Here is a 14,475-nt window from a genome sequence, read left to right as displayed (position 1 = left end):
ACGAGGCTCTACGCCCGGCACGGCGAGAGCACGCACCTGACGCCGCGAGGCCGCCCTCCGGGCGACGACGGGAATTGTCAGACAGGCCCTAGCGCGGCCGCGCCGTCACCTGGCCACCACCGCCCAGACCACCTTGCCGGTGTCCGTCCACCGCACCCCCCACCGGGCGGTGAGCCGGTGCACGACGTGCAGGCCTCGACCGCCGTCGTCGAGCAGCTCGCCGCGGCCGAGGCGGGGACGGCCGTTGCCGGTGTCGCCGACCTCGCACAGCAGTCCGTGACCGGCCCTGATCATCCGTACCGTGATGGGCCCGCCGGCGAACCGGACCGCGTTGGTGACCAGCTCGCTGACCAGGAGCAGCACCCTGTCCCGGGTGTCGTCCCTGGTACGCCACTCGCGCAGCAGCGCGGAGACCAGCGTGCGGGCCCGGGCGGCCGCGTCGTCGCGGGCGGGCAGCCGCCAGGTGGCGGTGTCACCCTTGCGGTAGCCGATCATGCGGGCCAGCAGCAGGGTCACGTCGTCGCGCCCGCGCTGCGGCGACAGCCCGGAGACGACCCACCGCGCGGCCTCCTCCAGGACGTCCCAGGGGTGCACCGTGGACACGGCGTCCGCGAGCCTGCCGATGCCCTCGTCGATCGGCACGGCGGGATCCTCCACCAGCCCGTCGGTGTAGAGGGCGAGCAGGGATCCCGGGGGTACGGCGAACGTGTGCACCCCGAACGGCTCGCGCAGGGCGAACTCCGCGCCGAGGCCGGGATGCGGGCGGACCGCGAGCGGCCCGGCGCGTCCGTCCGGCAGCACCAGGACCGGAGGAAGGTGGCCCGCGCTGGACAGGGCCACGCGGTGACTGACCGGGTCGTAGACGGCGATGCAGCAGGTCGATCCGAGGGCGCTGTAGCCGGCGGCCAGTCCCGACTCCGCGTCGTCCAGCATCGTCACGGTCTTGTCCAGGTGTTCCAGCACCTCGTCGGGTGCCAGCCCCGCGGAGAGCAGTGCGCGGGCCTCCATGCTCAGCTGGCCCATCGTCGCCGCGGCCCCCAGGCCGTGTCCGACCACGTCGCCGACGACGAGGGCGGTACGGCCGTCCGGGAGGGGGAAGCTGTTCACCCAGTCCCCGCCGACGCCCGCGCTGTCGGGGGTGGCGGGCTGGTAGACGCTGGCGGTCTCGACGGTGTCGCCGCCGGTGCGCGGCAGCAGCCGGCGCTGCAGGGCCAGCACCTGGGTGTGCTCGCGCTGGTGCTGCCGGGCCAGATCGACGTGGTGCGAGGTTCTGGCCACCAGTTCCTGGAGGTCGAGCAGCTCGCCGTCGTTGAACGGGCGGTCGGCCCGCCGCCAGACCTCCGCCACGCCGAGGACGACGGGCGGCGACCCGTCGAGGACGAGCGGGATGCAGGCCACACCCGCCGACCGGTCGCTGGGGACCAGGGCACGTACCAGCTTCGGACTGCCGAGGACCCGCTCGATCGACTCGCGGTCCGGGATGACGATGGCCTGGGCGGCGTCGTCACGCCGGATCGCCTGCGACAGCAGATGACTCGCGTCCTTGGGCAGATCGTCACCCTCAGTCACATAACCGTCGGGCCAGACCCGGTCCGGCACCAGGGCCGCCCGCCGCAGCCGGATGCGTCCCTGGCCGTGCTCGGTGACCCCCTCGCCCGTCCACACGGCGAAGTCGAGGTCGATGGCGGCCACGTCTCCCCAGGCCAGCAGGGACTCCGCCAGCGACTGCGCGGTCTCGCCGATGTCCAGCGAGGTGCCGATCGCGGTCTCGGCGGCGTACAGGTGCAGTCTCCTGGCCATGGCGATCAGGGAGACGGTCAGGCCCTCCTGCGGCGCCGCGGCGGACAGGATGCTCATCGAGACGACCAGCTCCGAGCCGTCCGCGCGCCGCAGCCGCTGGACCCGGGCGACGTGCGCCTCGCCGGTTTCCAGGACCTGCCGCAGCCGGCGGGTGACGGTCGGTACGTCCCAGGGCGGGAGCAGGTCGACGAAGGGGCTTCCGGTCACGACGTCCAGACCGGCGAAGACGGGGGCGTCCAGGTTGCTGCGCGTGATGCGCAGCTCCCGGTCCAGGTTGACCGCGCCGAGGATCTGCTCCTGGAGGCCGGCCGCCGGGTTGGGGTGGACGCGTACGCGGGCGGTGTCCTCACCCGGCGCTCCGGAGGCGTCGGCCGCCGCCGCTCCGCCGCGCGGGATGTACTTGCCCAAGGCGCTGCTGACCAGGTCGAACGGCGACGAGGACGAAGAGGACGAAGGAGAGGGTGTGTCCATACGGCTCTCTCAGCTCGCTCGCCGGCCCCGGCACGGCGCCGGGCCGTACTCGCACCCGTGCGGCGGGCCCCGAGATCTCCGGCCGCACACCTCATTCAATAACACGCCGGGCGCCTTCGCCCACACCGGCGCCGTGACGCCGGCGCTCGGGCTCGATGCGGCCCGCGTACAGGGGCAGCTCCAGCGGCGGCACGCCGTCCTCGAAGGGGTCCCACGCCCTCCGTTCCCCCGTTCCAGTGGATCAAGAAGCCGCCCGTGGACGGAACGCCGCCCAGTGCGTCCCTCAAGGGCATGGACGCCGCACACCGCTACGCTCAGTATCTGGTTCACGCCGAAACGTGAACACTGCCGGGCCGTCGCCGGGATCTATCTGGCATCTGCCCTTACGACGCCGTGCCGGGAAACGTGGAGACTCCCGGCCACGAGCGAGCGGCAGCAGTACGACGAGGTTTACCGCGGTGGGTTGAGCTTGCGGAAGTAGGTCCAGCTCGTCTCGTTCGGCTCGCTCCACTTCTCCGGGGCGTGCGCGAACTCCGGATGGTGGTCGGCGATGTACGCGCTGGTGCGCTCGGGAACCTCCGTGTACGCGCCGAGCTTGCGGCCCCGGCAGTGGAAGGTGAGGCCGCCGGGCCGCTCTCCGCGGGCCATCCACGGAAGCCACGGGGACATCCGGGACCACGACATGGTCGCCGGGACACTGGGCGCCGTACCCGCCAGGTCGTCGCGGTCGGCGAAGAACTGGAAGAGCTCCAGAGCCCTGTACGTGTCGCCGGCCGAGTGGACCGGGTACTGGGCCACGGGCAGCGGCGAGGGGTAGGAGAGCGGGATCTCCAGGCTGAAGCAGACCTGTCCGCCGAGTTCGGTCGTCGGGACGGGAAAGGGGCGCCACTTCTGGTTCGCCGGGTCGTTCCAGACGTGCACGACCGGCAGGTCCCGCCAGGTCTCCAGGATCTCGCGGCTGACGGGGTCGAGGTAGAAGGCGGCCTCGCGGGTGAGCAGGCGGTAGGCGTCCGGACCGCCGTCGGCGTCCTGCACGAGGCGGGCGACGTTGACCCCTTCGAAGCCGAAGAGACGCTCGTACGGCTCCTCGGGGCCCCAGGCGTACACATCACCGGTCCACCAGTAGGTGACCTCCTCACCGTCCAGCGAGGCACGGGTGCGGGCGAGGGCGCGGAGCTGTTCTGCGGGTGTCGTCATGGGAAGTACTCTGCGCGATCACCGCCGTGACGCGGAGCCGATCACCCCGGCATGGCCCTGAATTGGCCGGAAGGAAAGGGTCACTCCGTGAGGTGACGGCGTGGAGTAGCCAGATGATCGCCCGTATCGCCGACCTGCTCACGCGGGAAGCCGGAGGCGCCGGGTGACGTCCTCCGGTCACGGTGGCGGCGACCCGGCGGACGGGTCGGCCTCCGGGGACGGGCGGAGGAAGGCGCGGGCCCGGGGTGTGTGCTGGTAGTGGACGTGCCGGCCGGAGCGGGTGCGCCGCACCAGGTCGGCGGCGTGGAGGCGGGTCAGGTGGAAGGAGACCGTAGCGGGGGCGAGGTGGTGCAGGGCGGCCAGGGCCGTGGTGGTGCGCGGTTCGGTCAGGCTGTGGAGGATCGCCAGTCGGGTGGCGCCGAGGACGGGCGCGATGCGCGGGCCCGGGTGGCGTGCGGCGCCCATGGGGATGGCCAGCTGGGCTTCCTCGCGTCGCAGGGGGGCGTGCAGACCGACCCGGTCCAGGAAGAGGCTCGGGATGAGCGTGAGGGGATGCGTGCCGCCGACCTCGCCCTGATAGGCCGAGGCGACCTGTAGTGCGCCGTCCTGCCAGCGCAGGGAGGAGTGCAGGGCCGCGAGGGCACCGCCGAGTCCTTCGCGGGCCGCGACGGCGCCGTGCCGTTCCACGAAGCCCTCGAAGCTCGCGGTGGTCTCGGACCAGCGCGGTGCCATCGCCTTCGACCACAGCCAGTGCAACTCGCGGGCGAGACGCTCCCGCAGTTCGCTCTCGCCGACCTCGATCCTGGGCCGGACCCGCTCCTCGGCCCGTTCGAGCTGCCCTTCGCGCAGCCAGGGGCAACGGCTGCCCCGCGCCTCTCCCCCGGCCAGGAAGGCGGTGAACTGCGTCCCCACCGTGCTCGCCGGGGTCGTCGCGACGGCGTGCAGCTGGTCCTCGACCGACGGCAGGAAGGTACGGGGCGCCGGCGTGAGCAGTTCCGGGAGGTAGGCGGTGTATCCGCGGGACACGGCGGCGAGCGTCGGCAGCCGGCCGGAGGACAGCAGGGCCCCGACCTCGCGGAGGGCGGGCGGAGGTCTCTGGACCTCGGACAGGGCCACCAGCGCGGCCGCCAGCTCCCCCACGGGTGACACGGCCCAGCGCAGACCGGCCAGCCGCTCGGCGGGCATGTGCAGGCGAATCACGGACCCGCTCCCCCTGTGTGTTCCCAGCTCCGGTGAACGGTTCGTCGCGGACCGGCATTCGAACCTGCTCGAATCAACGCGTCAGGCAGGCGTTCGGTTCCTAGGCTCCGGGGACCACCATCACAGCCGTAGGAAGGGCATGACCCTGTGCACCAGCAGATGATCTTCGTGAACCTGGCCACCAACGACCTCGACGCGGCCAGGAAGTTCTTCACCGAACTGGGCTTCCCCGCCGACGACGACTTCAGCGACGACACGACGGCCGCGATCCCCCTCAGCGACACCATCAACGTCATGCTGCACACCCACCGCAAGTACGCCGAGTTCACGAAGAAGCGGATCGTGGACTCGACGTCGTCCAGCGAGGTGCTGCTCGCCCTGAGCGCCGCCGGTCGGGAAGAGGTCGACGCGCTGGTCGAGAAGGCGGTGGCCGCGGGGGGCTCGGTCACCGGTGAGCCCCAGGACCACGGCTTCATGTACGGCCGCGCCTTCGACGACCTCGACGGGCACACCTGGGAGGTGATGTGGATGGATCCGACGGCGGCGCAGGGCTGACTCCGGCGGTCGTCGCGGTCACTCCGACGCCGGGGCGTGCGGGCCGGTCGCCGGTGGTTCGGCCGGACGGTCCCGTCCGCCGTCGCGGCCGGACACCACCACGGCCAGGAGACCCACGACGACGGCAGCGGCGACGACGCGTCCGGCGGCTCGCGTCGTCCATCCCACCCGGGACGCGCCCTCGTGCGTCCCGGGCGCGCCCAGTCGCTCGGCGCGCCGGGCTGGATGCATCAGACGCAGCAACAGCATTGCGGCGATGGGGAGTTGCAGCAGCCACAGCACGGTGCGCGGCCACTCTCCGTACCAGACGTTGGTCCCGTACAGCAGGGTGTGCCAGACGCTCAGCACGTACACGACGATGACGAACCGGTGCAGTCGCCGCCAGGTGTTCGCGCCGATGCGGTGCCGGACGTAGAACAACAGGCCCAGGGGGACGGCCAGGTACAGGGCGGCCTGGCCGATGGGTATGGCGATCCGGCCGGTTCCGGAGTCGTACCAGCCGGGCACGAAGCTGTCCGCGAAGGCGACCCAGAGCCGCTCGGCCCACCCCACCTTGGTCTCGTAGCGCACGAGTTCGGCGGCGAACATCAGCGCGTGCGCGAACATCAGGGCCATCGTGGTCAGGCTGGTCGTCCGGTGCCAGCGTTCCAGCACCTGCCGGGAGACGGGCAGTCGGGTGGGGCGCGGTCCGGACAGCAGCAGGCCGAGCATCACCGTGCCCCACGCCCACAGGAGGCCGGACCAGCCGAGCGCCTGGCTGAGCAGGTACATCCAGTAGGTGCCCGGGTCGTCCATGAACGGCATGACCGCGACGGTGGCCGAGTCCCCCGACCCCATGCGTGCGTAGAGGAACGCGAACACGGCCGCGGTGACCACCACCGCGGCGGTGGCGTCGGGCACCGCGGACCTCAGATCACCTCGGAGGGCGGGGCGGTCGCGTCCGGTCCGAGCGGCGGGCGTCCCGTCTTCCTCGGGCCTCGCGTTGGACAGCATCAGGGGCCTCCCGGGCGCCGCCACCGCCGCGACGGTGCGCGTGTGTCGTGGGGCCATCAGTCTGGCCGACGGGACAGCGGAGCACTGAGTCGCGATCAAGCCAGTGCGCCGGGAAGGTGCGGCCGAAAAGGCACGGTGGCGTCGGTGCTCGGCGGCGCGCCGCGCTCAGCGGGAACCGTCGCTCGTGACCGGATAGGGCACGAAGGTGCTGCTGTTCTGGTCGATGAGCAGACCTCGGCCCAGCGGCGGCGCGGCCCGCTGGGAGCAGTCGAGGCGCTCACAGACGCGGCAGCCCATGCCGATGGGGGTCGCGGCGGCGGCGTTGCCGAGGTCGAGGCCGTCCGAGTAGACGAGCCGGTGGGCGTGGCGGGTCTCGCAGCCGAGGCCGATGGCGTACGTCCTGCCGGATTCGTTCCACCGTCCGCGGTGGCGGGTGACCGCCCGGGCGGTCCACAGATAGCGCTGTCCGTCGGGCATCTCGGCGATCTGGACGTGGATGCGGCCAGGGGCGGCGAACGCCTCGTAGACGTTCCACAGCGGGCAGGTGCCGCCCGCCCGGGAGAAGTGGAAGCCGGTGGCCGACTGCCGCTTGGACATGTTGCCCGCCCGGTCGACGCGGACGAAGGAGAACGGTACGCCGCGCAGCCGGGGCCGCTGGAGGGTGCTCAGGCGGTGGCAGACCGTCTCGTACCCGACGCCGTAGTGGTCGGTGAGCACGTCGATGTCGTAGCGGGCCTCCTCGGCCGCGGCGTGGAAGGTGCCGTAGGGCAGGATCAGCGCGGCGGCGAAGTAGTTGGCGATGCCGATGCGGGTCAGGGCGTGCGGTGCCGAGCCTGGCGTGAAGTCCTCGGCGGCGAGCCGGTCGAGGGCGTCCCCGTGTTCCAGCAGCGCGAGCTGGGTGGCCATGCGGAAGGCGCGCCGCCCGGGACGCAGGCGCGGCGACAGGTACAGAGTGCGGGTCGCCTCGTCGTAGTGGTGGAGCCGGTCGCCGGCCTCGGCGGCCAGGTGGACGCCGTGGGCCTGGGCGAGCCGGGCGGTGAGGGCGCCGATCACCTCGCCGGGCCGGACGCCGATCTGGGCGGCCAGGCTCTCGGCCGCCAGGTCGGTGTCGTGCAGGTAGTTCTCGCGCCGGTAGAAGAAGTCCCGGACCTCCTCGTGGGGTGAGGAGGCCGCCGACTCGCCGGCCCGGCCGTCCGTGGCGCCGGCCAGCCGCTCGGACAACCGCTGGTTGCGCCGGCCGAGGTCGAGCAGGACGCGGGCCACTTCGGGCGTCCGCGCCGCGAGGTCGGTCAGGTCGGCGGCGGAGACCCGGGATTCGGCGATCTCCGTGGACAGGGCCTCGCGGAGGTCGGCGACGAGGCGGGTCGTGTCGCGTGCGGAGAAGAACCCCGGGTCGACGCCGAACGCCTCGGTCAGGCGCAGCAGCACCGGCACCGTGAGCGGGCGGGAGTCGTGCTCCATCTGGTTGAGGTAGCTCGGCGAGATGCCGAGCACCCGGGCCAGCTCGGCCTGGCTCATCCGACGGTCCTCACGCAGGCGCCGCAGCCGCGCCCCCGCATAGGTCTTGCTCACGGCCACTCCTCCGCACCGGGGAACCGACCGACAGCGTACGGGACGAGACCCTGCAGCGAGGCCTTCGCAACGTTGGCAGAATCCGGCCGGAAGATTCGCAGAACTTGGCATTCGTCCATGGTTGATGGCACTCAGTGCCAGTGTCAGAGTCTCAGTGCGGCCCGCCGGAACCGGTGGACGGCCACCCGGTACCGACCCGCGATTTCATGCCCTGACGTCGTACGGATCGGTTCGGGCGACCTCCTCACCGGCAGCATTGCTCATCCTCCCCTCCAGGGGGTCCCGGCGGGCCGCAGCCACAAGACAGACACGCAGTGCCACACCCGATTCCGACCGGTACGGGATTGGCAGACACCACAGACCGAGGAGACGGTGACAGTCATGACAGAGGCGAGGACACAGGCGGCCGAGGAACTCGCGCGGCGCTGGGCCACCGACCCGAGGTGGCAGGGCATCGAGCGCACCTACGGCGCCGACGAGGTGCTGCGGCTCTCCGGCAGCGTCCGCGAGGAGCACACCCTCGCCCGGCGGGGTGCCGAGCGGCTGTGGCGGCAGCTGCACGACCTGGACTACGTGCACGCGCTCGGAGCGCTCACCGGCGGGCAGGCAGTGCAGCAGGTCAAGGCGGGCCTCCAGGCCATCTACCTGTCCGGCTGGCAGGTCGCCGCCGACGCCAACCAGGCGGGGCACACCTACCCGGACCAGAGCCTGTACCCGGCCAACTCGGTCCCGCAGGTGGTGCGCCGCATCAACAACGCGCTGCTGCGTGCCGACCAGATCGCCACGTCCGAGGGCGCCGGCGACACCACCGACTGGCTCGCGCCGATCGTCGCCGACGCGGAGGCCGGCTTCGGCGGCCCGCTGAACGCCTTCGAGCTGACCAAGGCGATGATCGCCGCCGGGGCGGCCGGCATCCACTACGAGGACCAGCTCGCCTCCGAGAAGAAGTGCGGCCACCTCGGCGGCAAGGTGCTGGTGCCGACCTCGCAGCACATCCGCACCCTCAACGCGGCCCGGCTGGCCGCCGACATCGCCGACGTGCCGACCGTGATCGTCGCCCGCACCGACGCGCTCGCCGCCAACCTGCTCACCAGCGACGTCGACGAGCGCGACGCCGAGTTCGTCACCGGCGAACGCACCGCTGAGGGCTTCTACCGGGTACGGGGCGGCATGGCTCCGGTCATCGCCCGCGGGCTCGCCTACGCGCCGTACTCCGACCTGATCTGGGTCGAGACCGGCACCCCGGACCTGGCCCAGGCCCGTGAGTTCGCCGAGGCGATCCACGCGCAGTACCCCGACCAGATGCTCGCCTACAACTGCTCGCCGTCCTTCAACTGGAAGGCGGCGCTGGACGACGACCAGATCGCCAAGTTCCAGCGGGAGCTGGGCGCGATGGGCTACAAGTTCCAGTTCATCACACTGGCCGGTTTCCACTCCCTGAACCACGGCATGTTCGACCTGGCCCGCGGCTACGCCGAGCACGGCATGACCGCCTACGTCGACCTGCAGGAGAAGGAGTTCGCCGCCCAGGCGCAGGGCTTCACCGCCGTCAAGCACCAGCGCGAGGTCGGCACCGGCTACTTCGACCTCGTCTCCACCGCCGTCAATCCGGCCTCCTCCACCACCGCTCTCACCGGGTCCACGGAGGAAGAGCAGTTCCACTAGGCAGCCGGGCCAGGCCGCCCTCGCGGCCCGGCCCGCCCTCCCCTCTCCCAGGAGATCGCGATGACCACCCTCGCACCGCCCCACCAGCTCCGTGTTCTCGCCGCCCCGGGCCACCGGCACGACGAGATCCTCACCCCCGCCGCCCTGGACTTCGTCGGCCGTCTCGCCGCCGCCTTCGTGGAGCGCCGACGGGACCTCATGAAGGAACGCCGCCGCCAGGCCCTGCGGCTCGCGTCGGGCTCTCCGCTCGTCTTCCCCATGGTCACCGCGGCGGTGCGGGACGATCCGTCCTGGCGGGTCGCGCCGCCCGCGCCCGGTCTGACCGACCGGCGGGTGGAGATCACCGGGCCGCCGGACCGCCGTATGGCCGTCGACGCGCTGAACTCGGGTGCGAAGGTGTGGATGGCGGACTTCGAGGACGCCACCGCCCCCACCTGGGACAACATCGTCGACGGCCAGCTCACCCTGCTCGACGTCGTCGAGCGCCGTATCGACTTCACCACGCCGGAGGGCAAGGAGTACCGGCTCGCCGACCGCGACCGGCTCGCCACTCTCATGGTCCGCCCGCGCGGCTGGCACCTCGACGAGGAGCACCTGGAGTTCGACGGCGGCCCCGTGCCCGCGGCGCTCGTCGACTTCGGCCTCTACTTCTTCCACTGCGCGCGGCGGCAGATCGAAGCGGGCCGCGGCCCGTACTTCTACCTCCCCAAACTGGAGAACCGCTACGAGGCCCGCCTCTGGAACGACGTCTTCCTGCTGGCGCAGGAGTTGCTCGGCATCCCACGGGGCACGGTCCGGGCCACCGTCCTCATCGAGACGATCACCGCGGCGTTCGAGATGGAGGAGATCCTCTACGAGCTGCGCGAGCACTCCGCCGGTCTCAACGCCGGCCGCTGGGACTACCTCTTCAGCATCATCAAGACCTTCGGGCACCGCACCGACTTCCTCCTCCCCGACCGCGCCAAGGTCACGATGACCGCGCCCTTCATGCGGGCGTACACCGAACTGCTCGTGCGCACCTGCCACAGGCGCGGAGCGCACGCCATCGGCGGCATGGCCGCCCAGGTGCCGGGCGGGGACCCGGCCGCGAACGAGGCGGCCTTCGCCAAGGTGCGGCTGGACAAGGAATGGGAGGCGGAGGACGGCTTCGACGGCTCCTGGGTGGCCCACCCGGCCCTGGTGCCGGTGTGCCGCGACGTCTTCGACGGCGTCCTCGGCGAACGGCCCCACCAGCTCGACCGCACCCGCGACGACGTCGAGGTCACGGCCGTCGATCTGCTGTCGGTCCGCCGGGTCACCGGCCCGCCGACCCCGGAGGGCGTGCGCACCAACATCGCCGTCGCGCTGCGCTACTTCGCCGGCTGGCTGCGCGGTGAGGGCGCGGTCGCGGTGGACGGGCTGATGGAGGACGCGGCCACCGCCGAGATCGCCCGCGTGCAGGTCTGGCAGTGGCTGCGGCACCGGGTGATCGACCGGGAGACCGTGCTGCGGCTGCTCGACGAGGAGGCCGTCGCGCTCGGCGCGATCTCCCCGTGGGCGTCCTTCGACGACATCCGGGCGCTGTTCGAGCGGACCGTGCTGGCAGGTGAACTGCCGCTGTTCTTCACCCCGGACGCGTACACCCGCCACCTCGTGCGGCGGACGGAGACCGGGGCATGAGCGCCGGCATCCGGCGCGTGGGCGTGGTCGGCGGCGGGCAGATGGGCGCGGGCATCGCCGAGGTGTGCGCCCGGGCGGGCCTGGACACGGTGGTGTGCGAGGCCGACGCCCTCGCTGCCCGCACCGCCCGGGACCGGGTGGCGGCCTCCCTCGACCGCGCGGTGCGGCGCGGGAAGCTGGAGCCGTCGGGGGCGGAGGACGCGCTGGCCCACCTCGTGTTCACGGGCAGCCTCGACGACCTCGCCGACCGTCAGCTGGTCGTCGAGGCGGTGGTGGAGAACGCGGACGCCAAGGCGGAGGTCTTCGGCGCGCTCGACAAAATCGTCGAGGATCCGGAGGCCGTGCTGGCCACCAACACCTCCTCGCTGCCGGTCATGCGGCTGGGCATGGCGACCGGCCGCGCGGACCGGGTCGTGGGCCTGCACTTCTTCAATCCCGTGCCGGTGCTGCCCCTGGTCGAGGTCGTCTCGTCCCTGCACACGTCGGCGGCCACGGTCTCCCTCGTCGAGGACTTCGCGACCCGCGCGCTCGGCAAGACGGTGGTCCGGTCGCAGGACCGGGCCGGGTTCGTCGTCAACGCGCTGCTCGTCCCGTACCTGTTGTCCGCCGTGCGGATGGCGGAGTCCGGCTTCGCCACCGCGGCGGACATCGACGCGGGCATGGAGCTGGGCTGCGCCCATCCCATGGGGCCGCTGCGGCTGGCCGACCTCATCGGTCTGGACACGGTCGCATCGATCGCGGAGTCGCTGTACGACGAGTTCCGCGAGCAGTTGTACGCCCCGCCGCCGCTGCTCCAGCGCATGGTGGAGGCGGGGCTCCTCGGCCGGAAGACCGGCCGGGGGTTCCACACCTACGACCGGGACTGACCGCCGTGTTCCGGCGCGCCGCCGGCCGTGGTGGCGAGCCCGAGCCCGAGCTCGTGCTCGCCGAGTGGGGTGAAGAAGCGCTCGACGTCCGCGTCGGTGACGTCGGCGAGGGCGGCCGGCGTCCAGCGGGGGTCGCGGTCCTTGTCGATGATCTGGGCGCGGATGCCCTCGACCAGGTCGGGTGCGGTCAGTGCCGCGCAGGAGACGCGGTACTCCTGGTCCAGGACCCGTTCCAGGGAGCCGAGCCCGCGGGCGCGGCGTACTGCGGCCAGGGTGACCTTGAGGGAGGTCGGCGACCTGGTGAGCAGGGTCTCGGCGGCCTCCTTGGCGGCCGGATCGCCGTGGTCGTACAGCCGCCGTACCGCCTCCTCGACGCCGTCCGTCGCGTAACAGGCGTCGATCCAGGTCCGGTGCGCGGCCAGGACCCCCGGTGGGGGCGCCTGCGAGTACCGGGCCAGGGCCTCGGCGGCGGGCAGCGCGGCCAGCTCGCCGACGAGGTCGCCCAGCGCGGCGGAGGGCACGTAACGGTCGGCGAGTCCGCAGAGCAGGGCGTCGGCGGCGCCGATCTGCGTGCCGGTCAGGGCGAGGTGGGTTCCGAGTTCGCCGGGGGCGCGGGCGAGCAGGTGGGTGCCGCCGACGTCGGGGACGAAGCCGATGCCGGTCTCGGGCATGGCGATCCGGGAGCGTTCGGTGACGATCCGGACGCTGCCGTGCGCGGAGATGCCGACGCCACCGCCCATGACGATGCCGTCCATGACGGCGACGTACGGCTTCGGGTAGCGGGCGATCCGGTCGTTGAGCCGGTACTCGTCACGCCAGAAGGCGGCCGAGGCGGTGCCGTCGCCGTCGCGGGCGTCGTCGTGGATGCTCCGGATGTCGCCGCCCGCGCACAGGCCGCGCTCCCCGGCGCCGGTGACGACGACGGTCTCGACGGCCGGGTCCCGCTCCCAGGCGGTCAGCGCCTCGTCGACGCGGAGCACCATCTCGTGGGTGAGGGAGTTCAGGGCCCTGGGGCGGTTGAGGGTGATGTGCGCGGCCCGGCCGGTGGTGTGCAGGAGGACGGGTGCGTCGGTGCCGTTCATCTCGACACCGTACTCGGCTCCACGCGGTGAGGGGGCACCGCCCACCGGCGGAGCCCCCTCGGTCTCCCCCTGGTCGTCACCGGTCGCCGGCGAACCAGTCCTTCTGCGGGGTCTTCGCCGCGAGCGCGCCGCAGTTGGAGCCGTAGTTCCAGGCCTGCAGGTTGTCGATGACGCCGCCCCACTCCACGCAGGCACCTCGCGCGAAGGCGTACACCGGCCCCGCATACGAGCGGTACTCGCCCGCGTCGTACATGTCCTCGCCGCTGTCGACGTTGCGGACGTAGGCCACCATGTACGTCGGTGCGCCGGTGCTGTTGCGGATGGTCACCGTGCAGTTCTTGCCCGTTGCCGAGTTGTAGGTGAGGTAGACCGTGCCGGTCTTCCCGATCGGCATGGAGTTCACCACCTTGTAGCCGGAGCCGCAGACCCCGTTGTACGCGGCGGTCGCGCCGTTGGTGGCCGCGCCGGCGGCGGGGGCGGTCACCAGCAGCGCCGCTCCGATGGCCCCGACGGCGATCAACGACGTACCCACGGCTTGCATGGAACGCTTCATGGCACCTCGATCCGTGAATCGGACTGGCCTCCCCATGGTGTTGCTGAAGCCACCCGCTGAGACCTTTGCGTCTGTTCGGTGGTTGTACGCCGTTGACGACTGTTTACGGCCATTCGCGAAGAAGATCGCCGAGTGGTACCTGCTTCCCGTGCGGGTCGGTCACGTCGAGTGCGGCCACCGCTGGTTCACCCGACCTGGCCGAGCCACGCCCAGGTGGCGAACTCGTACGGACGCATCCCACAGACGGAGGGCTACGAGAAACTGCGCCCGCCGGCCCCTCCCAACTCGTCCAGCTCACGGACGATCGAGGACCGCAGTACGTCATGTCGCGGACCCAGCCGGAACCGGTCGTCGCTCCACCGGTCCCGGGGGTGGAGCCAGACGGGGGCACCGACCAGGTCGGCCGGCTCCCAGTCGTAGCGCGGCCATACATGCGCGTGCAGGAAGGGGTCCGTGTTGCCGAGGATCTCCAGGTTGACGCGGCGGAAGGCGGGGTCCAGCCGTCGGCAGGCACGTTCCACCGCTTCGCCGAGCCGGTCCATGTCGGACAGGAACGCCAGCCGTTTCGCCCTCGGCAGGTCGGACAGCCGTTGCGCGTCCGGCTCGTCCACGAGGAGCACCGAGTAGCCGGGCAGGAACTGGACGTCCCCGATCACCGCGAACCCGGCCGCCAGTCGCCGCATCACGGTCGGGTTCTCCCCCCTCAGCGCGGCCCCGATCCGATCCGTCCGCCAGTCATCAGCCATGGCCTGAACCTACCTGTGCCGCCACCGCCCTCGAAGTCCGACCGGCCTCCGTCATGCTGGGGGGCATGCCCTGTCCCGATGAGTCGGCTCCGGTGACCGTGGGACCGTGGTGGAGC

General features: G+C 72.0%; 12 protein-coding genes. 4 read left to right on the top strand and 8 right to left on the bottom strand.

Annotated elements, in window-relative coordinates:
* Positions 1-105: 105 nt before the first annotated feature.
* From ACFW01_RS14335 to ACFW01_RS14325, 3 genes are all read right to left on the bottom strand, one after another.
* Positions 106-2,271: an ATP-binding SpoIIE family protein phosphatase gene (locus ACFW01_RS14335; RefSeq protein WP_234957766.1), complete on the bottom strand. Its 2,166-nt coding sequence runs from the start codon at positions 2,269-2,271 to the stop codon at positions 106-108.
* A 450-nt stretch (positions 2,272-2,721) separates the two neighbouring features.
* A complete protein-coding gene (locus ACFW01_RS14330) occupies positions 2,722-3,468 on the bottom strand; it encodes a DUF1838 family protein (RefSeq protein WP_384503751.1) in 747 nt (248 codons plus the stop codon).
* A 177-nt stretch (positions 3,469-3,645) separates the two neighbouring features.
* Positions 3,646-4,668 (bottom strand): ArsR/SmtB family transcription factor, encoded by a 1,023-nt coding sequence (locus tag ACFW01_RS14325; RefSeq protein WP_384503749.1) that lies wholly within the window; start codon positions 4,666-4,668, stop codon positions 3,646-3,648.
* A gap of 147 nt (positions 4,669-4,815) precedes the next feature.
* On the opposite strand from ACFW01_RS14325, the gene ACFW01_RS14320 reads away from it, so the two are divergent.
* Positions 4,816-5,223, top strand: a complete 408-nt coding sequence (locus ACFW01_RS14320) for a VOC family protein (protein WP_234957769.1) — start codon at positions 4,816-4,818, stop codon at positions 5,221-5,223.
* 18 nt (positions 5,224-5,241) lie between these two features.
* Here the strand turns inward: ACFW01_RS14320 and ACFW01_RS14315 are convergent, their stop codons facing one another.
* Together ACFW01_RS14315 and ACFW01_RS14310 are read right to left on the bottom strand one after the other, a co-directional pair.
* Positions 5,242-6,216 (bottom strand): ferric reductase-like transmembrane domain-containing protein, encoded by a 975-nt coding sequence (locus tag ACFW01_RS14315; RefSeq protein WP_384503747.1) that lies wholly within the window; start codon positions 6,214-6,216, stop codon positions 5,242-5,244.
* Between the two features lie 165 nt (positions 6,217-6,381).
* On the bottom strand, positions 6,382-7,788 hold the full coding sequence (locus ACFW01_RS14310) for a short-chain fatty acyl-CoA regulator family protein (protein ID WP_384503745.1): 1,407 nt from the start codon (positions 7,786-7,788) through the stop codon (positions 6,382-6,384).
* A 381-nt stretch (positions 7,789-8,169) separates the two neighbouring features.
* Between ACFW01_RS14310 and aceA the strand changes: the two genes are divergently transcribed.
* The 3 genes from aceA to ACFW01_RS14295 are packed head-to-tail and all read left to right on the top strand — an operon-like array spanning position 8,170 to position 11,978.
* Positions 8,170-9,453 (top strand): isocitrate lyase, encoded by a 1,284-nt coding sequence (gene aceA, locus ACFW01_RS14305; RefSeq protein ID WP_384503743.1) that lies wholly within the window; start codon positions 8,170-8,172, stop codon positions 9,451-9,453.
* A 60-nt stretch (positions 9,454-9,513) separates the two neighbouring features.
* Entirely contained in the window at positions 9,514-11,112 is a 1,599-nt protein-coding gene (aceB, locus tag ACFW01_RS14300) for a malate synthase A (protein WP_384503741.1), read from the top strand.
* Positions 11,109-11,978: a 3-hydroxybutyryl-CoA dehydrogenase gene (locus ACFW01_RS14295; protein WP_384503739.1), complete on the top strand. Its 870-nt coding sequence runs from the start codon at positions 11,109-11,111 to the stop codon at positions 11,976-11,978. Before aceB ends, ACFW01_RS14295 begins: the two co-directional genes overlap by 4 nt.
* Here the strand turns inward: ACFW01_RS14295 and ACFW01_RS14290 are convergent.
* The 3 genes from ACFW01_RS14290 to ACFW01_RS14280 all read right to left on the bottom strand — a co-directional run bounded on the left by ACFW01_RS14290 (position 11,963) and on the right by ACFW01_RS14280 (position 14,359).
* Positions 11,963-13,060, bottom strand: a complete 1,098-nt coding sequence (locus ACFW01_RS14290; RefSeq protein WP_234957774.1) for an enoyl-CoA hydratase/isomerase family protein — start codon at positions 13,058-13,060, stop codon at positions 11,963-11,965. The genes ACFW01_RS14295 and ACFW01_RS14290 overlap by 16 nt on opposite strands.
* Before the next feature lie 76 nt (positions 13,061-13,136).
* The gene (locus ACFW01_RS14285) at positions 13,137-13,601 is read right to left on the bottom strand and encodes a spore-associated protein A (protein ID WP_234957924.1); all 465 of its coding nucleotides are present in this window, start codon (positions 13,599-13,601) and stop codon (positions 13,137-13,139) included.
* A 263-nt stretch (positions 13,602-13,864) separates the two neighbouring features.
* The gene (locus ACFW01_RS14280; protein WP_234957775.1) at positions 13,865-14,359 is read right to left on the bottom strand and encodes a diadenosine tetraphosphate hydrolase; all 495 of its coding nucleotides are present in this window, start codon (positions 14,357-14,359) and stop codon (positions 13,865-13,867) included.
* Positions 14,360-14,475 lie beyond the last annotated feature (116 nt).

Origin of the sequence: Streptomyces sp. NPDC058985 (assembly GCF_042740985.1) — a bacterium.
GTDB lineage: Bacteria > Actinomycetota > Actinomycetes > Streptomycetales > Streptomycetaceae > Streptomyces.
Note: the sequence above shows the minus strand (reverse complement) of the source record. Positions and strands in the feature narration are given on the sequence as shown.

Excerpts from the sequence above, each read along its gene's own strand:
- ACFW01_RS14290 (WP_234957774.1), bottom strand. The coding sequence starts at position 13,060 with ATGAACGGCACCGACGCACCCGTCCTCCTGCACACCACCGGCCGGGCC.
- ACFW01_RS14330 (WP_384503751.1), bottom strand. The coding sequence starts at position 3,468 with ATGACGACACCCGCAGAACAGCTCCGCGCCCTCGCCCGCACCCGTGCC.
- ACFW01_RS14315 (WP_384503747.1), bottom strand. The coding sequence starts at position 6,216 with ATGCTGTCCAACGCGAGGCCCGAGGAAGACGGGACGCCCGCCGCTCGG.
- ACFW01_RS14280 (WP_234957775.1), bottom strand. The coding sequence starts at position 14,359 with ATGGCTGATGACTGGCGGACGGATCGGATCGGGGCCGCGCTGAGGGGG.
- ACFW01_RS14285 (WP_234957924.1), bottom strand. The coding sequence starts at position 13,601 with ATGCAAGCCGTGGGTACGTCGTTGATCGCCGTCGGGGCCATCGGAGCG.
- aceA (WP_384503743.1), top strand. The coding sequence starts at position 8,170 with ATGACAGAGGCGAGGACACAGGCGGCCGAGGAACTCGCGCGGCGCTGG.
- ACFW01_RS14335 (WP_234957766.1), bottom strand. The coding sequence starts at position 2,271 with ATGGACACACCCTCTCCTTCGTCCTCTTCGTCCTCGTCGCCGTTCGAC.
- aceB (WP_384503741.1), top strand. The coding sequence starts at position 9,514 with ATGACCACCCTCGCACCGCCCCACCAGCTCCGTGTTCTCGCCGCCCCG.
- ACFW01_RS14295 (WP_384503739.1), top strand. The coding sequence starts at position 11,109 with ATGAGCGCCGGCATCCGGCGCGTGGGCGTGGTCGGCGGCGGGCAGATG.